Genomic DNA, 22,900 nt, shown 5'->3' with positions numbered 1-22,900 from the left:
CGGCGTATTGGGTCAGGCTCTAAGTTTCTCAAGAATATCATAAGGAACGACGAGACGGCCTTTGCCGGTACCGATTTGGATATGCGGTTTATAAGTACCGTGAAAATCTGAACCGCCGGAATACCTGAGGTGATAACGGTTAGCCAGATGGCTGAGATAAAGGTCATCGGAAGGGGTATTGGTGGAGTAGTAGACTTCTATGGCTTCCAGTCCCCAGTCGGTCATCATCCTGACATATTTCTCGAGGGTGTCTTTGCCGAGCTTATAGAGCATCGGATGGGCGAGAACGGGAATGCCGCCAGCCTGTTTGATAAGCTCAATGGCATCTTTGGGTGATGTCTTAGTACGCGGAATGTAGAAAGGTTTGCCATCACCAAGATAGCGGTCAAAGGCTTCTTTGATGCTTTTGACAAAACCAACAGACAATAGATAACCGGCAAAGTTGGCACGGGTTAAGACACCGGTGCCTTCTTTGGCATGAAGTTTTTCAGGGGTGATATCCACACCTGCAGCCTGCATGCGGGCAATCATCTGATTGTTGCGGTCTTCACGAATCTGCTGCATGAGTGCCATGGCATCCTGAAACTGCGGATCACGTTCATTGATATCAAGTCCGACAATGTGAAGTTCTGTCTTGTCCTGCCAGGTGGCCAGTTCAACGCCGTGAACAAGTTCAATGCCGGCTTCATTGGCTTCCTGTTGGGCCTCGCTAAGACCCACAGTGGTATCGTGGTCCGTCAAAGCAACTGCACGCAGACCGCAGGACGCGGCATGGCGAACAAGCTCTGAAGGGGTCATACTGCCGTCAGAAGCAGTAGAGTGAGTGTGTAAATCGATTCTATCCATAAGTTCTCCTTTCAAATTGACGTTGTGAAAAAACGAGCCATTGCAACGCAGGCCGCTCGCACTGCCTTACACTGGCAGCTGATATAAAGAGATATTTATCAGGCTTATTCTTATTGTATGACATTTGGGGGTAAAAAGCCAGATGTCTTTTTGACGGATGCAGGGCATATATTCTATGGACAGCAGTTGATTGCGGAGGGGTTGTGATGGAAAAGAAGTTGGGTGCGGTGTCCGGTGAGGTGGAGATTGTTCGCGTGATGGCAGCTGCCTGGCTGATCAGTGTGATGGTTTCAGCTGTGGGCATAGTGCTTGCGTCGTTGATTTTCTATGCAGCGGGTGAGGGACAGAACAGAATCCGTGTTTCGGTGTACGTAGTGGTTGTACTGGCGGTTTTGATCGGTGGTATTTATGCCGGTCATCGAATCGGATACAGACGCTTTCTGTGGGGGCTGGCTCTGGGAACTTTATACTATGTTACACTATGCCTGATCTCAGTGGCTTCCGGATGTATAGCTGCTTCGGAATGGCAGTTCTGTCTGCCTTTTGTATTGCTGTGTCTTGGCAGCGGGATGCTGGGAGGAATGCTTGGATAAGCGGATTTTGAAAATGGTCCGGCAGTTTTTCAGTTGAGATGAAGGAAGAAAAAGCGTTGTTTTACACAGAGAATGGGCCGGATTTAGTAAAAAAATAGAAATTATTTGATATAATGCATGTATCTTTTCAAAAAGAGCTTTAAAAATGAAAATGAGTATGTTATAATATTTCAAGTTCATAATTGAAGGAGGAGTACATAATGAAACGTATCAAATCATTGAACACCAGATCTATGAAACAGAGTATGGTCAAAGGCGGATGCGGCGAGTGCCAGACTTCTTGTCAGTCTGCATGCAAGACTTCCTGTACAGTAGGTAATCAGAGCTGCGAGAACAACAAATAGTCAGATCTGATTGCTGATTGATTCAGCCAATATTATGAGCAGCGGTTTAGGATTTCTAAATCGCTGCTTGTTCATGTTGAAGGAGTGTTTTGACTATTCGAGGTCAGGAATTTATGACAGTTGATTTCCAGCAGCTGCATAGTTATAAAGTAGAATAAGAGAGTTAGGAGAATGTAAGTGATTCACCAGTATAAGAGTAATGGTTACAATATAGTCATGGATATCAACAGCGGTGCCATCCATGTGGTTGACGATGTGGTTTACGATATCATTGAGTTATATGAAGGCCATGAGAAGTCTGAGATCATGGAAATGCTTGCTTCAAAGTATCCGAAGGAAGATATAGAAGAAGCTTTTGAAGAGATTGAGACTTTAATTAAAGAAGAAAGCCTTTTTACAGAAGATATTTATAAAGATTATATTATTGATTTCAAGAAGAGAAAGACAGTTGTCAAGGCGTTATGTCTGCATATCGCCCATGACTGTAATCTTGCCTGCCGCTATTGTTTTGCAGAAGAAGGCGAGTATCACGGCCGACGTGCCATCATGAGCTATGAAGTGGGCAAACAGGCACTGGATTTCCTGATTGCCAATTCAGGCAACAGGCGCAATCTGGAAGTGGATTTCTTTGGCGGTGAGCCTTTGATGAACTGGGATGTTGTTAAGCGTCTCGTTCAGTATGGCCGTGAGCAGGAGAAGCTCCATGACAAGAATTTCAGATTTACACTGACAACGAACGGCGTTCTGCTTAATGATGAGATTATGGAATTCTGCAATAAAGAGATGGCGAATGTTGTTCTGAGTGTTGATGGACGTAAGGAAGTTCATGACAAGATGCGTCCGTTCCGCAACGGCAGCGGCAGCTATGATCTGATCATGCCGAAGTTTGAGAAGTTTGCTGAAAGCAGACATCAGACAAATTACTATGTCAGAGGTACATTTACACATTTCAATAAAGATTTTGCGGCAGATGTGCTGAGTCTTGCGGATAAAGGATTCAAGCAGATTTCTGTTGAGCCTGTTGTTGCACCTGCATCTGAGCCATATGCGATTCAGGAGGAAGATCTTCCGGAACTTTGCGAGCAGTATGATCTGCTGGCGAAGGAAATAGTGAAGAGAGACCGTGCAGGCAAGCATTTCAATTTCTTCCACTTTATGATCGATCTGGAAGGCGGTCCATGCGTTGCCAAACGTTTATCAGGATGCGGTTCAGGTACAGAATATCTTGCTGTGACACCTTGGGGGGATTTATATCCATGTCACCAGTTTGTCGGTCAGGATGAATTCCTGATGGGTAATGTCTGGGATGGTGTTGTCAAGACAGATATCCGTGATGAATTCAAGCTTTGCAATATTTATGCCAAGGATAAATGCACGAATTGTTTCGCAAAATTCTACTGCAGCGGCGGCTGTGCTGCCAACTCATGGAATTTCCATCATTCGATCACAGATGCGTATGATGTGGGATGCGAGCTGATGCGTAAGAGAGTGGAATGTGCAATTATGATTAAAGCTGCTGCGGCAGATGAAGAAGGAGAATAAAGGCATGAAGAGTAAGAAGAAAAGCTGGCTTGTGCTGATCGTGGTTGTTCTGATGATCGCAGCCTGCAGTTATGTATCTGCATACGGATATGGCAAGGATCATATCGGTACAGCCAAAAACATTAAGCTTGGTCTTGACCTTGCAGGTGGTGTCAACATCACTTACGAAGCAGACGAAGATAATCCATCCGCTGAAGATATGAACGATACCGTTTACAAGCTTCAGCAGAGAGTAGAGGCATGGAGTACAGAAGCAGAAGTTTATCAGGAAGGTACAAACCGTATCAACGTTGATATTCCTGGTGTTTATGATGCAGAGAAGATTCTCTCTGAACTGGGCAATCCCGGTTCTATCAGTTTCTGTGAAGCAAAGTCCGATGCTGCAACAGGCAAGGAAGTATTAGATGGTTACTGTGAAGTTGTGGGCGGCGAAGGCATCAAGAGTGCTCAGGCCACATCCCAGAAAGACAGCTATGGCAACACACAATACGTGGTTTCTCTGATGTTCACAGACGAAGGTGCCAAAGCATTTGCAGAAGCAACAGCAAGAAATATCGGCAAACCGATCTACATCATTTATGATGGCAAGATCATCAGCTATCCGACTGTGAATCAGGCGATTACAAATGGTCAGTGTGTCATCGAAGGTAATTTTACTTATGATGATGTGAATTCTCTGGCCACAACCATTCGTGCCGGTGTTCTGAAGCTCCAGCTGAATGAGATCAGTTCCAAAGTTGTCAGCGCCAAGTTAGGTGATGAAGCGGTTAAGACAAGTTTGATGGCAGGTGCCATCGGTCTTGCAATCGTTATGTTGTTTATGATGGTCGTGTATTGGATTCCTGGTGTGGCAGCAGCCCTTGCACTGCTTCTTTATGTGGCAGCAATGCTCTGTTTCCTGAATGGTCTGGATGTGACACTGACACTTCCGGGTATCGCCGGTATCATCCTTTCCGTCGGTATGGCGGTGGATGCCAATGTCATTATCTTTACGCGAATTAGAGAAGAAATCGCAGCAGGCAAGAATGTACGTGAAGCCATCAAGATTGGTTTCGGCAAGGCACTTTCAGCCGTTATCGATGGTAATATTACGACATTAATTGCAGCAGCAGTTCTGTATCTCAAGGGTACAGGTACAATCAAAGGTTTCGCCATTACACTGGCCCTTGGTATTGTCCTTTCCATGTTTACAGCCCTTGTTATTACACGATTCGTGCTGATGGCATTATATGGCATCGGTTTTAAAGATGCCAAATTCTACGGTAAACAGAAGGAAGCAAAGGTTAAGAATTTCTGTGGCATGAAGAAGATCACTTATGTGATCGCCGTAATCTGTATTTGTGCAGGTTTCGTCAGCATGGGTGTTCATGCTTCTGCAGGTAATAAAGCGCTGAATTACAGTCTGGACTTTACAGGCGGTACAGCCATGACTGTCAATTTCAAGGATTATCTTGAAGTCCCTGGTTCTGATGAAGATGATTTAAGAAAACTCTTTGAAAGCGAAGCGGGTACAACTGATATTCAGTTCCAGAATGTATCCGGTTCACCTGAAATCGTTATCAAGACGCCTGTTCTTGATTCTGAGCACCGTGCAGCTGTTAAGGACGCCTTAATGGAGAAGTACGCTCTTGAGCAATCTGATATCACTGAAGAGAATATCAGTGGTACAATCAGCGGTGAGATGCGTACAAACGCGATCCTTTCCGTCATTATCGCAGGTATCTTTATCATGATCTATATCTGGGTTCGATTCAGAGATATCAAGTTTGGTGCAGGTGCGATCATCGCATTGCTCCATGATGTACTTGTCGTTCTTGCTGTTTACTCAATTGCAAGAATCCCTGTAGGTACAACATTTATTGCTTGTATGCTGACAATCGTCGGTTACTCTATCAATGCAACCATCGTTGTATATGACCGTATCCGTGAAAACTCACATACAATGGTGAAGGCAACAACAGAAGAAATTGTCAACACAAGTATCAGCCAGACATTGTCCAGAAGTATCAATACTTCTCTGACAACATTGATCATGGTATTACTGATCTACATCATGGGCGTAACTTCTATTAAAGAATTTGCATTGCCGATGATGGCCGGTATCATTGCAGGTACATTCTCATCAGTATTCATTTCAGGTACGATCTGGGCTGTTATGAAAGGTAAGAAAAAATAAATATATTTCTTTGTGAAAAGACTGCTGCACTACGGCAGTCTTTTCTGATTAGATATTTTTGACTGCTGATTGGGCAATGCGTTGCTTTTCGAATAATGTATCAAATTGGCGATTCAAAGCAGGCACGTTTGCACTGCCTGATGCTGGCATCGGTACATAAGGTGCTAAAAGACAGCGCCTAAGTACCGGCCGCATCAGAAGCACCTGCTTTTGAATTCGCCAGTTTGATACATTATATTCAAAGTAAACCTGAATTGCCCAATCAGCAGTTCAAGTATATCGAAAAGCAGAAAAGACAGCCGCAGTGCAGAAAGTCCTTTCATAAAGAAAGCTTAGACACGGACGGCGGGATAGGATATATTTATTTTAGGATTTGAGGAGTTATGGAGTTTTGATTTGAAGACCGGGCAATTGCATATTCCCTTGGATGAGCGCAGCAATTAGTTAATACACAGCAGGTGCTTCCAGCATGGCCGGTCCTTAGACGCTGTTTTTTAGCGTCTTAGTACCGCTGCCAATGCTGGGCAACGCGAGTGAGCCTGCTGTGTATTAACTAATTGCTGCGCTCTCTAAAAACAAAAGAGCAATTGTCGGACGAAGGAGGTGCTTTTTTGGTTCCGGAGAGTTATAGATGGGAGTTTGTAGAGCAGGAAAGTGATAGAGTGAAGCAGCTGGCAGCAGAGACCGAGTATCCAGAGGTGTTTGCGGGGTTACTGATGGCCAGAGGTGTACATAATAAAGAAGAGGCACAGAGGTTCCTTTATCCTTCAGAGAAGAATATGTACGATCCATTTCTGATGAAGGGGATGGAGGCAGCAGTTTGCCGGATCAGCCAGGCTATGGATACTCGTGAGAAGATAACGATTTACGGGGATTATGATGTGGACGGTATTACAGCTACCAGTATTTTGTATCTGTATCTGACGAAAGCAGGAGCAGATGCGAATTATTATCTGCCGGACCGTATGTCAGAGGGATATGGGCTGAATGAGCATGCAGTGCGTATGCTGGCTGAGACGGGAACAAAGCTGATGGTGACGGTGGATACGGGTATTTCGGCGATAGTGGAGTGCCGATTGGCAAAATCCCTGGGAATGGATGTGGTTATTACAGATCATCATGAGTGCCAGGAAGAGCTTCCGGAGGCTGTGGCGGTTGTGGATGCAAAGCAGCCTGGGGAAACTTATCCCTTTCTTTACCTGGCGGGATGCGGTGTGTCTTATAAATTAGTACAGGGACTGAAAGCTTACAGAAATGATCAGACGGATATTACAGAATACCTGGAGCTTGCGGCGGTCGGCACAGTGGCAGATATCGTACCATTGTATGATGAAAACCGGATCATTGTCAGTGAAGGATTTAAGCGGATGAAATACCCTGCCAATATGGGACTTGGCAAATTGCTGGAAAGTGCCGGATATGACTTTAAGCGCAAGATAACCAGTGGATTTATCGGTTTCGGGCTTGCACCAAGGCTGAATGCCGGTGGGCGTATGGGGGATGCCAAAAGAGGCGTTCGTCTGTTTACGACGAGAGATGAAGAGGAGGCAGCAACAATTGCAGCTGAACTGGAGGTGGAGAACAGTCATCGCAAGGAAACGGAGCAGATGATTTTAAAACAAGTGACAGACCGGATCGAGGCATCTGATGCAATCAGAAATAGCCGGGTGATGGTGGTGGCCGGTGAGGGCTGGCATCATGGTGTAATCGGCATTGTTTCTTCAAGGATCAAGGATATGTATTACAGACCGAATATTCTTCTGTCTGTTGAAGATGGCGTGGCGAAGGGATCGGCAAGAAGTATTGAGGGCTTTAATCTATTTGATGCGCTCTGCACATGCAGTGACCTGATGATCAAATTTGGCGGTCATGCAGCAGCGGCGGGAATGTCGCTGAAAGCGGAGAATGTGCCGGAATTGGCCAGAAGGCTGAATGAATATGCTAAAATACATATGGACAGTCAGATGCTGGTACCTGTCCAGCGTCCTGAGTTAAGGCTGAAACCGTCAGAGGTCACGGTGGAACTCATTGAACTGATCCAGCGAATGGAACCTTTCGGTCAGGATATGCCGGAACCGCTGGCAGAGATTTCGGGACAATTGAGTGAGGTCAGGAAAATCGGTGCGGATGGTGCAACACTTCGGATGAAGATTATGGATCACCGGCGAAGTCTTGGCACAGTTGGATTTCGCCGGAGCATTATGGCGGAGTATTATTCGGCCGGAATGGAGGTTTCAATTGCAGGTAATCTGGATATAAATTATTATATGGACAGACAGTATCCTCAGATGATCCTGAAAGATGTCAAAGTTTTCAGGGAGGAGAAGATTGAAAAGCTGATGACTTATTTTTCACTTCGGCATGTGACAGATGACTACAAAAAGTACTGTGACAGCAGGGAAAAGACCGACAGATCATGGTGTAATCAAGTATTCCGGTATCTTCGTATGCAGGCAAAAAAGCAGGGGAGTGACTCAGAAGGGGGATTCCTGATGGACGATATTCCTTTCGACAGCATACATTCGGCGGAAGAACATATATTTATGTTGATGCAGGCTTTGTATGTTTTTGAGGAACTGGGATTGATGCGGGTGGAGACATCCGGGCCTTACCTTCATTATGAAATGTTTCTTGGGAAAACAGCAAAATTAGTGGATTCATTGTGGTACAGGACGTATTTTGTCGATTTCGGGGCTTTTCAATAGAATCATTTATTGTTATAATTAAATTTATACGTGACTGCTGCGTACCGTTGCAGCTGCGTCAGATTTAAGGAATAAATATTCAATATAATTATCATAGAAGGAGCAGTGAGTTTTATGAAGAAATTAGAAGAGTATGTCAAGAGTATCCCTGATTTTCCTGAGAAAGGGATCATTTTCAGAGATGTTACCAGTGTTTTGCAGGACGCAGATGGACTGCATATGGCCATCGACCAGATGCAGAAGAAGTTAGAAGGCGTTGATTTCGATATTGTTCTCGGTCCTGAATCACGCGGATTTATTTTTGGTGTACCAATTGCCTACAATATGCATAAGGCTTTTGTACCTGTCAGAAAGAAAGGCAAGCTGCCTAGAGCAACAATCAGCCAGACTTATGACCTTGAGTACGGCACTGCGACTATCGAGATACATAAGGATGCCATTCAGCCCGGACAGAAGGTTGTGATCATTGATGATCTGATTGCTACAGGCGGTACAACAGAAGCCATTATCAAGATGGTGGAAGAACTTGGCGGAGAAGTCGTGAGGTGTGTCTTCCTCATGGAACTGGCAGGCCTGAAAGGCCGTGAAAAACTGAACGGCTATGATATTGACTCAGCGATTATCTACGAAGGCAAATAAGACAGAAGAGGATGACGGCAATATGAAGGACGATAAAAAAGAAGTAATGGGCACGGAAGAGCAGTTTGAGGAACAGGAGCTCATTCATACACAGGATTTCGAATCACCGGAGGTGCTGTATCAGCGTCTGATCAATAAAGTGAAGGAATATCATCCTTCAGATGATATCAGTATGATCGAGAAGGCTTACAATATTGCCAACAATGCCCACAAGGGGCAGTTGCGTAAGTCCGGAGAACCTTATATTATCCATCCGCTCTGTGTGGCTTTGATTCTGGCGGATCTTGAGCTTGATAAGGAGACCATCGTCGGCGGACTTCTTCATGATGTAGTTGAAGATACCATCATGACAGAGGAAGATATTACCCGGGAATTCAGTGCAGAGATCGCACTGATCGTATCCGGTGTTACAAAGCTGGGTCAGTTATCTTATTCCAAGGATAAAGTAGAGATTCAGGCAGAGAATCTGAGAAAGATGTTTCTGGCCATGGCGAAGGATATTCGAGTTATCCTGATCAAGCTGGCGGATCGTCTGCACAACATGCGTACATTGAAGTATATGACGCCTGCGAAGCAGAAGGAGAAGGCCAGAGAGACCATGGATATCTATGCACCGATCGCTCAGAGACTTGGTATTTCCAAGATTAAGATCGAACTGGATGATCTGTCACTGAGATATCTGGAGCCGGAAGTATATTATGATCTGGCCAGACAGATCAACCTGAAGCGAAGTGAGCGTCAGGCATTTGTAGATGCCATTGTGGAAGAAGTCAGCCAGCATATGGTGGAGAGCGGTATCAAGGCACAGGTTAACGGACGTGTCAAACATTTCTTCAGTATCTACAAGAAGATGGTGAATCAGGACAAGACACTGGATGAAATTTATGATTTGTTTGCGGTTCGTATTATTGTGGATACCGTGAAGGACTGTTATGCAGCCCTTGGTATCATCCATGAGATGTATAAGCCGATTCCCGGCCGCTTCAAGGATTATATTGCGATGCCGAAGCAGAACATGTATCAGTCTCTGCATACAACACTGATCGGACCGAACGGTCAGCCTTTTGAGATCCAGATCCGTACATTTGATATGCACAGGACAGCTGAGTATGGTATTGCTGCCCATTGGAAGTACAAGGAAGACCCGAATGCCAAGAATGTGGAAGACAGCGAGGAAGCGAAGCTGACATGGCTGCGCCAGATTCTGGAATGGCAGACAGATATGTCGGACAATAAGGAATTCATGAGCCTTCTGAAGAATGACCTGAACCTTTTTGCTGACAGCGTCTATTGCTTTACACCGGCAGGTGATGTCAAGAATCTTCCGACAGGTTCTACACCCATCGACTTTGCATACAGCATTCATTCAGCGGTGGGCAATAAGATGGTAGGTGCCAGAGTCAACGGCAAGCTTGTGAATATTGATTATGAGATCAAGAACGGTGACCGTGTTGAGATTCTTACATCAGCCAATTCCAAGGGACCAAGCCGTGACTGGCTGAGTATTGTCAAGAGTACTCAGGCCAAGAACAAGATCAATCAGTGGTTTAAGACAGAGTTCAAAGAAGAGAATATCATCCGGGGTAAGGATCTTCTGAACCGTTACTGCAAGGCCAAGGAAATTGTCCTCGGCAATCTTCTGAAACCGGAATTTATGGAGAAGGTCATCCGCAAGTACGGTTTCCGTGACTGGGATGCAGTCAATGCAGCAGTGGGACACGGTGGTCTGAAGGAAGGTCAGGTTATCAACAAGCTGCTTGAAGAATACCAGAAGAAGAAATCCAGAGAGATGACAGATAAGCAGCTGCTGACACAGATGACAGAGATGAAGCAGAAGCCGTCTGCAGCTGTAGAACCTCATAAGAAGGGCAGCAAGAGTGGCATTATCGTCAAGGGTATTGATGATGTGGCAGTCCGTTTTTCCAAATGCTGCAATCCTGTGCCGGGAGATGAAATTGTCGGTTTTATTACACGCGGCAGAGGTGTATCGATTCATCGTACAGACTGTGTGAATATGCTGCATTTGTCTGAGATCGAGAGACAGCGTCTCATTGATGCAGAATGGCAGGACAGCACAGCAGAAGGCAAAGGCGGTCTTTACAAAGCAGAGCTGAATGTTTATGTGCATGATGGCGTTGGTGTATTGATCCAGATCGCACAGGTATTTTCTGAGCGTGACATCAATGTAACAGCTATGTCCAGCCGCTCAGGCAAGAACAATACAGCGACTATCAATATCAGTTTTGATATTAACGGCAAGTATGCCCTGAATAAGATTATAGACAAACTTCGCAGTCTGGACTGCGTGTATGATATCGCCAGAACAACTGGCTAAAGAATAAGGAGCAGAGAATGGGTCAGATAGAGATTAAATCAATGACACTTGGTATGGTTGCAACCAATTGCTACCTCATTATAAACAAGGAGACAAAGGAAGCACTTCTTATTGATCCTGCGGACAATGCGCTGAGAATCAGCAATGTGATCGAAGAGAATGTCTGTACTTTGAAGGCAATTCTTTTAACGCACGGTCATTTTGATCATATTATGGCACTGAATGAGCTGAAAAAGAGATACAATGTACCTGTTTATGCCCATGAGGAGGAAGAGGATGTTCTGAAACAGTCTTCTCTGAATATGAGCGGCATGATCGGTCAGATTTATACAACACAGGCAGACATCTATGTGAAGGATGGCGAGCATCTGAAACTGGCAGGTCTGGATATCATTGTGCTGCATACACCTGGACATACAAAGGGCGGTGTCTGCTATTATTTGCCTGAGGAGAAGGTGCTGATGAGTGGTGATACACTGTTCCATTGCTCCATCGGGCGTACAGATTTTCCTACAGGCAGTATGTCACAGCTTGTTCGTTCCGTGAAGGAGCAGTTATTTGTCCTGCCGGATGATGTGCAGGTTTATCCGGGACATGACAGTGTGACAAGCATCGGATACGAGAAACAGTACAATCCGTTTTTCTAATTTAGAATTGAATGAATGAGAATTGAGGAGGCTGCTGCAGGACTGATGAATGTCGGTTTTGCAGCAGCTTTATCTCAGTTTTAGAAGAAGACAAATAACTTAAAGGCCTGTTTTATTGGAGGATTTGAATGATTGCATTATATATGAATCGAAGGGATTATGAGAATGATATCCGTTCACTGCTGATGGCTTTCTTTTATGGAGATAAGATTGTCCTGAATGCGAAGGAGTGGGATGTCTGTTTGGATGTCCGTTATACGGACAACTACACATCATTAAGTTTAAAAGATAACAAAGGGCAATGTCTTGAAAAAGAAGGGGACTGTCATTTTGAAGATTACCGTCTCGGAAGAAATGATATCAAGAATCTAGTATATCATATTCTGTCTGAATATACCGGAATGACATTGCCATGGGGAACATTGACGGGTATTCGGCCAACGAAGCTGCCCATGGAGATGTATGAAAAAGGTGCCTCCAAAGGAGATGCCATTCGGTATCTGAAGGAGACTTATCTTGTTTCTGATGAGAAAGCAGAGCTGTGTGCGGTGGTGGCAGAAAATGAGGCAGAGGTTTTAAAGAACTGTGATTATGATCATACATTCAGCCTGTATGTAGGCATTCCTTTTTGCCCTTCCATTTGCGCCTACTGTTCTTTTTCATCTTATCCGTTATTGGTCTGGGAGAAGCAGGTGGACAATTATCTGGATGCATTGTGCAAAGAAATCGAAGCTGCATCCACAATGATGGGAGACAGAAAGCTTCTGACATTTTATATGGGCGGAGGTACACCGACGTCTCTGTCGGCACTGCAGATGGATCGACTGCTGACCTGTCTGGAAAAATATTTTGATCTGGATCATGTCAGTGAGAAAACGGTGGAGGCCGGAAGGCCTGACAGCATAACTGAGGATAAGCTGCAGGTGCTGAGAAAGCATCGTATTGACCGTATTTCGATCAATCCTCAGACGATGAATCAGGAGACGCTGGATCTCATTGGCAGGCGACATACGACAGAAGAGGTTAAGAAGGCTTTTCATATGGCCAGAAAGGCTGGATTTACCAATATCAATATGGATTTGATCGCAGGTCTTCCTGGAGAGACGGGCAGGCATATGCAGCGGACCATGGATGAAATTGTGAACCTGGCACCGGACAGTGTGACAGTGCATTCCCTGGCATTAAAGAGGGCAGCTTTCCTCAACCAGAACAGAGAGCAGTTCCCTGTTGCAGGGGCTGATGAAGTAAACCGTATGATCGGAATCAGCCATGAAGGAGCCCTGGCTATCGGGGCAGAGCCCTATTATCTGTATCGCCAGAAAAATATTGCAGGTAATCTTGAGAATGTAGGTTATGCCAGAAAGGGCTGTGAGGGCCTTTATAATATTCTGATCATGGAGGAGAAGCAGACGATTCTGGCGCTTGGAGCCGGCGCATCTTCAAAATTTGTTTTTAACAGCGGAGATGGTCATCGCATTGAGCGTGTGGAAAATGTCAAGAGTGTCAAAGACTATATTGAGCGAATTGATGAAATGATTGACAGAAAGAAGAAATTTCTTTTAAAATCGGAAAACAGCTTTTAATTCGGCGGCGGATGTGGTATAGTGGAAGTTGCCTGATTGATAATTAGTGCCATAGAAAAGCGCACATAGGAGGTAAAAATGGACGTTATTGAATTAAAGAAAATTGCCAATGAAGTCCGCAAGGGGATTGTAACATCGGTACATTCTGCAAAGGCAGGACATCCGGGCGGTTCCTTATCGGCAGCAGACGTATTTACGTATTTGTATTTCGAGGAGATGAATATTGATCCTGCAGATCCTAAGAAAGCAGACAGAGACCGTTTCGTTCTGTCTAAGGGTCATACTGCACCTGGACTTTATTCTGTATTGGCTCAGAGAGGTTATTTCCCTGTAGAAGATCTGAAGACACTGCGTCACATCGGTTCTTATCTTCAGGGTCATCCTGATATGAAGCATATTCCGGGTGTTGATATGTCTTCAGGTTCATTAGGACAGGGAATTTCAGCGGCAGTCGGCATGGCTTTATCAGCTAAGCTCAGCCATGATGACTATCGTGTTTATACATTACTGGGTGATGGTGAGATCCAGGAAGGACAGGTTTGGGAGGCTTCCATGTTTGCCGGCCACCGCAAGCTGGACAATCTGGTTGTGATCGTTGACAACAATGGCCTTCAGATTGATGGCAATATTGCAGATGTCTGCTCACCATATCCGATTGACAAGAAGTTTGAAGCTTTCAATTTCCATGTGATCGCAGATGTGGATGCCCACGATTTTGAGGCATTAAGAGCTGCTTTCAAGGAAGCAAGAGAGACAAAGGGTATGCCTACAGCCATCATTCTGAAGAGTGTGAAGGGCAAAGGCGTATCTTTCATGGAGAATAAAGCCGGATGGCATGGCAAGGCTCCGAATGACGAAGAGTATGCCATCGCTATGGATGAATTAGAGAAAGCAGGTGAAGCACTGTGTCAGAAGTAAAGAAAATCGCTACAAGAGAAAGCTATGGTCATGCTCTGGTAGAGCTTGGCAAGGAACATGAAGAGGTTGTCGTTCTGGATGCTGACCTTGCTGAAGCAACCAAGACAGGTATTTTTAAGAAGGAATTTCCTGAAAGACATATCGACTGCGGTATTGCTGAGTGCAATATGATGGGTATCGCAGCTGGTCTTGCTGCAACTGGCAAAGTACCGTTTGCAAGCTCTTTTGCAATGTTTGCAGCGGGCCGTGCTTTTGAACAGATCAGAAACAGTATCGGCTATCCGCATCTGAATGTGAAGATTGGTGCTACTCATGCCGGTATCTCTGTTGGTGAAGACGGTGCTACTCATCAGTGCAACGAAGATATCGCGTTGATGCGTACAATCCCGGGCATGGTTGTGATCAATCCTTCTGATGATGTTGAAGCAAGAGCTGCTGTAAAGGCTGCTTATGAGCATCAGGGGCCGGTTTATCTGCGTTTTGGCCGTTTGGCAGTGCCTGTGATTAATGATCGTCCGGATTACAAGTTTGAGATCGGCAAGGGTGTTGTCTTAAAGGAAGGCACGGATCTGACAATCGTGGCAACAGGCCTTTGTGTCAATGAATCTCTGATGGCAGCAGCTAAGCTGGAAGAAGAGGGCATCCATGCACAGGTTATCAATATCCATACAATCAAGCCAATCGATGCTGATTTAATTGCAGAAGCAGCCAAGAAGACAGGCAAGATCGTAACAGTAGAAGAGCACTCCGTCATCGGTGGTCTCGGCAGCGCAGTTTGCGATGTATTATGCGAGAGAGAACCAGTGAAAGTACTGAAGATCGGCATGAACGATGTATTCGGCGAATCCGGCCCGGCAGTCAAACTGCTGGAGAAGTACGGCCTGGATGCAGCAGGCATCTATGCTAAGATCAAAGCCTGGTTATAGAAAGTGGCTTCGCGCTAATAGATAAACGAAGTACGGTTTAGAGTACTTATAATGGAATTAGAATGAGTCTACTCACACAAGCACGTTTGTACTGCCATCGTTTGGCAACGGTACATAAGGCGGCAAAAGACGCCGCCTAAGGACCGGCCAACGATGAAGCACTTGTGTGAGTAGACTCATTTTAATTCCATTTTCAAGTTATTAGACCGTGCTATCTTTGTATATTAAGCGCGAAGCATTTATATTAAGCAGATTTTTAGCAGTAATAGATAAACCGCCTACGAACAAGCTGATAGTTTTGGTAAAATACCGGAAACGGTTCATCTATTTGTTTGCTTAAATCATAAATGGAGCGCTGCATAGACAAAAGTAACGAACTTTAGAAGGAGCTTATCCCACACAGGTGCTTCAGCACCAGCCGGTACTTAGGCAGTGTTTTGTACTGCCTTATGTACTGTTGCTAGGTGCTGGCAGCGAGAGCGGGCCTGTATGGGATAAGCTCCTTTAAAGTTCGTTGTTGATAAATATGGAAGCGCTCCATCAATTATTCAGCCGTACGAAGCGTTTTATTCGTCGGCTGAGAATTGGTACACGGTTGTATAGCGATATTCTTTTCTAGGCTTCAGTACCGGTGACGGGAATTCCGGATGGTTGAGCGCATCAGGGTAGAACTGTGTCTCAATGGCGATGCCGTCATGGTGATGGTAATCTGTACCGGCTTTGCCTTCTGATTCGGAGATGAAGTTGCCGGTGTAGATCTGAACACCGGGCATATCTGTGCTGACATACATCTTAAGTCGTGTCTTTGGGGACATGAGTGTGCAGCATGGACGCATGCCATCGCCGTCAATGCAGAAGTTGTGGTCATAGCCACCGGCCAGTTTCAGCTGCGGATGATCGGCGTTGATATCCTGACCAAGGGTTTTGCCTTTACGGAAGTCAAAAGGTGTATTCTCAACGTCTAAAAGTTTCCCGGTTGGGATCAGATGTTCATCAACCTCCGTGAAAGAAGAAGCGTAGAGCTCCAGTGTATGATCCAGAACAGAGCCGGCATCTTCTCCGGAAAGGTTAAAATAAGTATGGTTTGTGATGCTGGCAATGGTATCCAGTGTCTCAGAGTTGTTCCAGCCTGTGTAGTTCATAACAAAATTGTCACAGTCATCAAATGTATAGCTGACGATGAACATAAATTCACCGGGATAACCTTCTTCGCCGTCAGGGGAGATACGGCCGAAAGTAACGGTATCATCACTGTCGATCCTGGCTTTGAACATCTGCTTGTCAAAACCCTTCAAACCGCCATGGAGATGGTTTTCACCCTCATTGGCTGCCAGTGTATAAGTCTGGCCGTTCAGAGAAAAACTGCTTCCGCCGATGCGGTTGCCCACGCGGCCGATACAGGCCCCCATGAAGTCTGTGTGTTCTTCGTATTCTGCAACTGTACTGTAACCGAGACAGCAGTCGATAACTTCACCCTCGGCGTCTACAATATTGATAGACTGAACAGTGGCACCGTAATCCATAATGGAAACGGAGTTTCCCATTTTGTTGGTAATCGTATATAATGTGACAGGCTCACCATCTTTGGTTTTGCCGAATTTGCGGCGTGTAACGCTCATTTCCTTCACCTCATCTTATTCGTCATTGCAAAACATTTCCCTGATTATTATCCGAAAAATTTCGCAAATGCATGGTATATTCAGTAAATAGTATAATACATTTTGAGGCAAAAATCCAGTTTATTCGTCTTTGAATTGGCGCCCGGTATTGTCCATATGATAGTTTTCTGAGTAGATCAGCTGGGAGATCGGGACGATTTCATACCCTTTGTCCTGAAGACCTGTGATAACACGCTCCAATGCATCTTTTGTGTATTTGGCACCATTGTGCATCAGGATGATAGCGCCGTCTCCAAGTGCTTTGTGGTTTAATACGGTGTCCACGATGCTGTCAGCGCCGTAGTCTTTCCAGTCCAGACTATCCACAGACCATTGGACCACATGGTAGCCGAGAGCGTTGGCAGATTCGATCAATGTGTTGTTGTAGTCACCGTAAGGCGGCCTGAAAAGTGTCATTTCTGTTCCGGTTAGTTCTTTGACTTTATCGTGTGGTTTTTGAATCTCAGCGATACAGTCATCGGAAGGGAGCTGTGACATCTGCTTATGATTTTCGGAATGGTTTCCAAGATCATGACCTGCTGCAGCAATTTTCTTTACATCTTCGGGATAAGATTCGATCCATCCGCCCGTCATAAAAAATGTGGTTTTGATATTGTATTTGTCGAGAATGGAAAGCAGGGTTTCAGTATCCTCATTGCCCCAGGCCGCATCAAAGGATAGAGCAACCTGCGGTTTGTCGGTGTCCACACAGTAAATGGGCAATTTGCGTTCAAACCTTGCGAAGACGGGAAGTGAGGAAAGGGATGGCTTGAAAAAGTGAAAGACAGCCAGAGAGAGGAGCAGAAGCGTGCAGACTGTGCAGCCTGTTTTCAGAAAGAGTGAAAGGGAGTGTTTCATGGCATAAAGTCTCCATGATCATTTTAGAATAGTATATGATGTCAAAAAAGCCGGTATGCATCAAGCATACCGGCTAAAAGGATTCATACTGTTATGTATGGCTTATTATTTAGCAAGACCCATGATCTCATCTTTGAAGATTCTTTCATCCATAACCTTTACATCTTTAATGATAGGTTTGAAGTCCATATGAGCAAGGATATCTTTCTCAATATCAAGACCCGGAGCAACTTCGATCAGTTCTACGCCTTCTTTTGTAAGTTTGAATACGCAGCATTCTGTTACATAGAGAACCTTCTGACCTGTCTTGTTAGCGAAGTCAGCTGAGAATGTGATCTGTTCAACATCTTTAAGGAATTTGTTCTTGCCTTTAACTGTGAAAGTACCGCAGAATACTACAACAGGAGTGTTCTGAGTAATGTTGATGAAACCACCGCAGCCTGCGATCTTAGGACCGAACTTGGATACGTTGATGTTACCATGGCTATCGCACTGAGCAAGACCAAGGAAAGCGATATCAAGACCGCCGCCATCATAGAAGTCGAACTGGAAGCTCTGATGAAGGATTGTATCCGGGTTAGTTGTAACACCGAAGTCTCCGCCTGAAGCAGGAACACCACCGATTGTACCGGACTCAGTTGTAAGAACCATACCTTCGATGCCTTCTTCTGCTACGATATTAGCAACACCTTCCGGCATACCGATACCAAGGTTAACAACAGCACCAGCTTTAAGTTCCATTGCACAACGACGAGCAATGATCTTACGAGCATTCATCTTCATTGGTTCCATAGCAGACATAGGGATTCTCTTCTCACCTGAGAAAGCTTCATTGTGGTAAGAACCATTTGTCTGTTTAGCGCAGTCGCTGTCAACAAGAACGATTGCTGCGATATAGATACCAGGAACCTGAACAAAACGTGTATCAAGAGAACCATATTCAACATAGTGGCTCTTCTCAACAGTAACGATAACTTTACCGCCTGATGTGTAAGCAGCCTGAGCGATTGGAAGGATATCTGCAAGAGTACCTTCTTCTTCAAGAGAACAGTTACCCTGTGTATCAACATAAGATGCATGGATAAGTGCTACATCGATAGGGAAGCTAGGGTAGAACAGTTTTTCTTCGCCGTTGAAGTTGACTTTCTTAACATAGCTGCCTTCTTCACGTGCTTTGTCATTCAGCATACCGCCTTCAAGATCAGGGTCAACGAATGTGTTAAGACCTACATGAGTTAAAAGACCAGGTCTGCCTGCTGCAATCTCACGGAATAATTCAGAGATACAGCCCTGTGGCATATTATATGCAGCAATTTTATTTTCAAGAGCAAGTTTCTGGATTCTTGGAGCCAGTGAATAATGACCAGCAATAATCTTCTTAAGAAGACCTTCTTCGCCAAGGTGGTTAACCTGTCCTACCACATTACCTTCAGCGTCTGCACCGCCGCCCTGACCAGCTGCATGTACAAGTGTGAGGTCTCTTGGTGTACCTTCTTCAAGGAATGATTTCTGGATCGCTCTCATCATGCCCTCTGGCTGTACTGCACCAACAAAACCATTAGTAGCGATTGTCATACCGTCTTTGATATAGGCTTTTACTGCCTCTTCGGCTGTCATTAATTTTGCCATTTTAAAGTTCCTCCTTTTTATCATTATCTTTTAGAAATAAAAGATACATGTCGATACACCTTTATTATATGTAAAATCATACAATTTGTAAATACATCTTTTTTGATAAAATGGAATAGAATTATACTTAAAATGAATAATATCAATAAAAATGGATAAAGACGATGCGTAAAATATGTGTAAAGCTTCTAAAAACAAGGGATTGACAAAAAATGAACAATAAAAAACAATAGGCAATTATATCTAAAATATGAGATGAAATTTAAAAGAGAAAAACAAAATTGACAAAGATCAGAATGACCAGGGACAGATGAACTTCAGCGAGGAAAAGGAAAAAAGCGATGTGTTTTGATGAAATTGATAAGATCATGCGGTTTTATGTGGCATTTTGACGGTAAATAGATTATAATGAATAAATGAAAGAGTGTTATTGTTAAATAAGGGAGGAACTAATGTGGATCTGAAAATGGAAGTTACTCAGACTCTCGGATTATCACAACGAATGATTCAGTCGACAGAAATTCTTCAAATGAGTGCACAGGAACTGGACACTTATCTTAAGGAACTGGCGGTAGAGAATCCCGTTGTTGATATAGAAGAGAAGTATGATAAGACCGGGCAATCAGAAAGGGATGCAGAACTTCAGAAGAAGCTGGAGTGGCTGGCAAGCAGCGACGAACAGAATCGCGTCTATTATTCCGAAGAGTACAGCAGTGATGATGATGACAATCAGGAGATGTGGAATGTCAGTGACAACAGAGGGGAAGATTTGGCGGAGTACCTGATCAGTCAGTTGGTGACTATTCCTTTAACTGATAGGGAGCAGGCAATTGCGGAGTATCTGATCGATCTGCTGGATTCCAGAGGTTATCTGACGGAAGAAACAGAGCAGATTGCTGCCCAGTTGGAGACAGAAGAGGATGAAGTAGCCCGGATGCTTCAGGTTGTTCAGAGTCTGGAACCGGCCGGTGTGGGCGCAAGGAATCTCAGTGAGTGCCTTTTGATTCAGATGGATCGTCAGAAGATTGAAGATACGATTGCCAGGAAGATTGCGGCGGATTACCTGGAACAGCTTGGTAAGAACCAGCTGCCTCAGATTGCAAGGAAGCTGAAGGCGACAGTGGATGATGTGCTTCAGGCGATGGAAGTGATCCGTGAATTGAATCCGAAGCCGGGCAATAGTTTCAGTTCCAGAGAGAATCTGAAATATATTACACCGGATGTAACGGTTGTGAAGCTGAAGGATTATTATGAGATTTTGCTGAATGAATATATGTATCCGAAGATGTCTATTAACGGATATTACCGCAACATGTTAAAGGCAGGCAATGACAAGGAGACGAAGGATTATGTCACAACAAAGGTGAAACAGGCAGAATGGGTGATGCAGTGTGTTTCACAGAGAAATGTGACGCTGATGAATGTTTCCAAGTGTATTGTGGATGTACAGGAACGTTTCTTTACATATGGTCCGGGGTATCTGAGACCTTTGAAACTGGCGGATGTGGCTGAGATGGTAGGAATCCATGAATCCACAGTCAGCCGGGCAGTGAAGGATAAGTATCTTCAGTGCTCATGGGGAATTTTTCCGATGAACTATTTCTTTATTGGTGCCATCAGCAAGACCGGTAATGAGAATGCGGCAACAGCTGATACAGCCAAGAATCTTCTGAAAGAAATCATTGCGGATGAGAACCACGAGAAACCGTACAGTGACAGAATTTTGTCTGAGAAGCTGGCGGAGAGAGGTGTTAAGATATCAAGACGTACCGTTGCCAAGTATCGTGAGGCAATGGAAATTAAAGATGCCAGCGGCAGGAAAGTCTTTTAAGGCTTTCACTGCCGCTGGCAGTTTTTTTATCTTCTATATAAAGTTATTGAGTGTGTATCGCTTCTTTCTGTTTAAGAATATTCACTTCTTTGACAACAAGATAAATGGACAGCAGGGCTGCTGCCAGATCGGCGCATGGACCGGCGTACATAATACCGTCAATTCCCATGATATACGGCAGCAGGATAATTAAGGGCAGCAGAAAAAGAATCTGCCTTGTCAGTGACAGGATAATACCCTTCTGAGCTTTACCTACAGCTGTAAAGAAGTTGGAGGCAATAGGCTGAAGACAGTTCACAAAGGTGAAGAACAGATAAATACGGAAATATTCTTCAGCAAAGGTAAAATAATCTTCACTGCCGCTGCCGAACAGGCTGATAATCTGTCTTGGCAGGAGCTGGAACAGCAGAAAAGAGATGATCGAGATCACAAAACCTGCTTTTAAGGCTAGATTCAAAACTTTACGCACCCGTCCGTAATTACCGGCACCATAGTTGTAACTGGCGATTGGCTGCATGCCCTGGGAGATACCGATGATCATGGAGAAAAGCACCATATTGACCTTGGCGATGATGCCGGAACAGGCCAGCGGAATCTCACTGCCATAGGATGAAAGTGCACCGTAATAACTCAGGGAATTATTCATGACAACCTGCACGATCATCATGGCGATCTGATTAATAAAGGGTGAGGTGCCAAGCAGAACGATGTGCATGATATAATCGGCTTTTGGTTTTAATTCACTCAGATGCAGGGGTACTGTTTTAAAGTGACACATATAACGGATTACAAGAAGTGCTGAGATAATCTGACCGATAATGGTTGCATAAGCTGCACCAGCCATACCCATATGAAAACCGAAGATAAACAATGCATCAAGAACTGTATTGACGATAGCCCCCACCAGATTGCAGATCATGGAGAACTGCGGACTGCCGTCGGCACGGATCAGATGACCGCCGCCAGTGGCAAGAATCAGGAAAGGAAATCCAAGTGAAGTAATGCCGGTATAAGTCCTGGCATAATCAAGAACCTGATCGGTAGCACCAAAAAGCAGAAGCATCGGTGTCAGAAAAAGTCGGACAATGATACAGAGTACAATACCGCAGGAAACAAGCATCAGTAGTGCGTTGCCCATATAGGCAGCGGCTTCTTTTTTTCGTCCGGCTCCCATAGCCAGATTAAAACGGGCGGCACCGCCGATACCAAACATCAGGCTGAAGGCAACGCAGGTGGGTGTCAGCGGAAAAGCAATATTCGTGGCAGCATTGCCAAGAAGACCAATGCTCTGGCCGATAAACAGCTGGTCGATAATGTTGTAAAGAGAGCTGACCAGCATGGCAATAATACTTGGAACAGCAAACTGGCGCAGCAATTGTCCGACGGGTTTGTCCGCCATCGGGTGAGTAGTTGTTGTCATAAAAGATTCCTCATTTCTTTCATAAATTTTTGAGCTGCGAAAAAAAGTTTATCACAACAATGAACAAATGAACAGCTCACAGCAGGCACACTCGCGTTGCCCACTACTGGCAGCGGCACATAAGATGGTAAAGGACACCATCTAAGTGCCGGCCGTAGTGGAAGCACCTGCTGTGAGCTGTTCATTTGTTCATTGTTTCGTATGGTACTGATTTCGCAGCAATTTATTTGTTGAATAGTAAACTAATTCA

The 22,900-nt window shown here is 44.7% G+C and carries 17 protein-coding genes; 12 read left to right on the top strand and 5 right to left on the bottom strand.

The features are described 5' to 3' along the window. Positions 1-12 precede the first annotated feature (12 nt). Entirely contained in the window at positions 13-846 is an 834-nt protein-coding gene (locus HED67_RS10900) for a PHP domain-containing protein (RefSeq protein ID WP_178439546.1), read from the bottom strand. 206 nt (positions 847-1,052) lie between these two features. On the opposite strand from HED67_RS10900, the gene HED67_RS10895 reads away from it, so the two are divergent. The 11 genes from HED67_RS10895 to HED67_RS10845 all read left to right on the top strand — a co-directional run bounded on the left by HED67_RS10895 (position 1,053) and on the right by HED67_RS10845 (position 15,254). Next, on the top strand, positions 1,053-1,439 hold the full coding sequence (locus HED67_RS10895; RefSeq protein ID WP_178439543.1) for a TIGR04086 family membrane protein: 387 nt from the start codon (positions 1,053-1,055) through the stop codon (positions 1,437-1,439). Positions 1,440-1,639: 200 nt separating this feature from the next. Further along, on the top strand, positions 1,640-1,783 hold the full coding sequence (gene scfA, locus HED67_RS10890) for a six-cysteine ranthipeptide SCIFF (RefSeq protein WP_015514691.1): 144 nt from the start codon (positions 1,640-1,642) through the stop codon (positions 1,781-1,783). Positions 1,784-1,960: 177 nt separating this feature from the next. Then, positions 1,961-3,325, top strand: a complete 1,365-nt coding sequence (gene scfB, locus HED67_RS10885; RefSeq protein WP_178439541.1) for a thioether cross-link-forming SCIFF peptide maturase — start codon at positions 1,961-1,963, stop codon at positions 3,323-3,325. A gap of 4 nt (positions 3,326-3,329) precedes the next feature. Beyond that, positions 3,330-5,501, top strand: coding sequence for a protein translocase subunit SecD (gene secD, locus HED67_RS10880; protein ID WP_178439538.1), 2,172 nt, complete (start codon positions 3,330-3,332; stop codon positions 5,499-5,501). A gap of 611 nt (positions 5,502-6,112) precedes the next feature. Continuing rightward, positions 6,113-8,206 (top strand): single-stranded-DNA-specific exonuclease RecJ, encoded by a 2,094-nt coding sequence (gene recJ, locus HED67_RS10875; protein ID WP_221718321.1) that lies wholly within the window; start codon positions 6,113-6,115, stop codon positions 8,204-8,206. Between the two features lie 114 nt (positions 8,207-8,320). Beyond that, positions 8,321-8,845 (top strand): adenine phosphoribosyltransferase, encoded by a 525-nt coding sequence (locus HED67_RS10870; protein ID WP_178439532.1) that lies wholly within the window; start codon positions 8,321-8,323, stop codon positions 8,843-8,845. A 22-nt stretch (positions 8,846-8,867) separates the two neighbouring features. After that, positions 8,868-11,180 (top strand): RelA/SpoT family protein, encoded by a 2,313-nt coding sequence (locus HED67_RS10865; protein WP_330656586.1) that lies wholly within the window; start codon positions 8,868-8,870, stop codon positions 11,178-11,180. A 17-nt stretch (positions 11,181-11,197) separates the two neighbouring features. Beyond that, positions 11,198-11,827: an MBL fold metallo-hydrolase gene (locus HED67_RS10860; protein WP_178439529.1), complete on the top strand. Its 630-nt coding sequence runs from the start codon at positions 11,198-11,200 to the stop codon at positions 11,825-11,827. 128 nt (positions 11,828-11,955) lie between these two features. Further along, positions 11,956-13,410, top strand: a complete 1,455-nt coding sequence (gene hemZ, locus HED67_RS10855) for a coproporphyrinogen dehydrogenase HemZ (RefSeq protein ID WP_221718320.1) — start codon at positions 11,956-11,958, stop codon at positions 13,408-13,410. Positions 13,411-13,488: 78 nt separating this feature from the next. After that, positions 13,489-14,328 carry a transketolase gene (locus HED67_RS10850; protein ID WP_015514685.1) on the top strand — a complete coding sequence of 280 codons (840 nt, stop codon included), beginning with the start codon at positions 13,489-13,491 and terminating at the stop codon, positions 14,326-14,328. Next, positions 14,316-15,254, top strand: a complete 939-nt coding sequence (locus HED67_RS10845) for a transketolase family protein (RefSeq protein ID WP_178439523.1) — start codon at positions 14,316-14,318, stop codon at positions 15,252-15,254. Before HED67_RS10850 ends, HED67_RS10845 begins: the two co-directional genes overlap by 13 nt. A 566-nt stretch (positions 15,255-15,820) precedes the next feature. Here the strand turns inward: HED67_RS10845 and HED67_RS10840 are convergent. The 3 genes from HED67_RS10840 to HED67_RS10830 form a co-directional block, all read right to left on the bottom strand. Further along, entirely contained in the window at positions 15,821-16,873 is a 1,053-nt protein-coding gene (locus tag HED67_RS10840) for an aldose epimerase family protein (RefSeq protein WP_178439520.1), read from the bottom strand. 120 nt (positions 16,874-16,993) lie between these two features. Further along, the gene (locus HED67_RS10835) at positions 16,994-17,770 is read right to left on the bottom strand and encodes a polysaccharide deacetylase family protein (protein WP_221718319.1); all 777 of its coding nucleotides are present in this window, start codon (positions 17,768-17,770) and stop codon (positions 16,994-16,996) included. Positions 17,771-17,875: 105 nt separating this feature from the next. Further along, a complete protein-coding gene (locus HED67_RS10830) occupies positions 17,876-19,399 on the bottom strand; it encodes an acyl CoA:acetate/3-ketoacid CoA transferase (protein ID WP_178439514.1) in 1,524 nt (507 codons plus the stop codon). Positions 19,400-19,853: 454 nt separating this feature from the next. Here HED67_RS10830 and rpoN point away from each other — a divergent pair, with 454 nt between their 5' ends. After that, the gene (rpoN, locus tag HED67_RS10825) at positions 19,854-21,230 is read left to right on the top strand and encodes an RNA polymerase factor sigma-54 (RefSeq protein WP_221718318.1); all 1,377 of its coding nucleotides are present in this window, start codon (positions 19,854-19,856) and stop codon (positions 21,228-21,230) included. Positions 21,231-21,273: 43 nt separating this feature from the next. Here the strand turns inward: rpoN and HED67_RS10820 are convergent, their stop codons facing one another. Beyond that, positions 21,274-22,650, bottom strand: a complete 1,377-nt coding sequence (locus HED67_RS10820; RefSeq protein WP_221718317.1) for an MATE family efflux transporter — start codon at positions 22,648-22,650, stop codon at positions 21,274-21,276. Positions 22,651-22,900: the final 250 nt, after the last annotated feature.

This window comes from Pseudocoprococcus catus (assembly GCF_019734885.1).
Classification (GTDB): domain Bacteria; phylum Bacillota; class Clostridia; order Lachnospirales; family Lachnospiraceae; genus Coprococcus_A; species Coprococcus_A catus.
The sequence above is the reverse complement of the archived record's forward strand: the minus strand, read 5'-3'. Positions and strand labels throughout refer to the sequence as shown.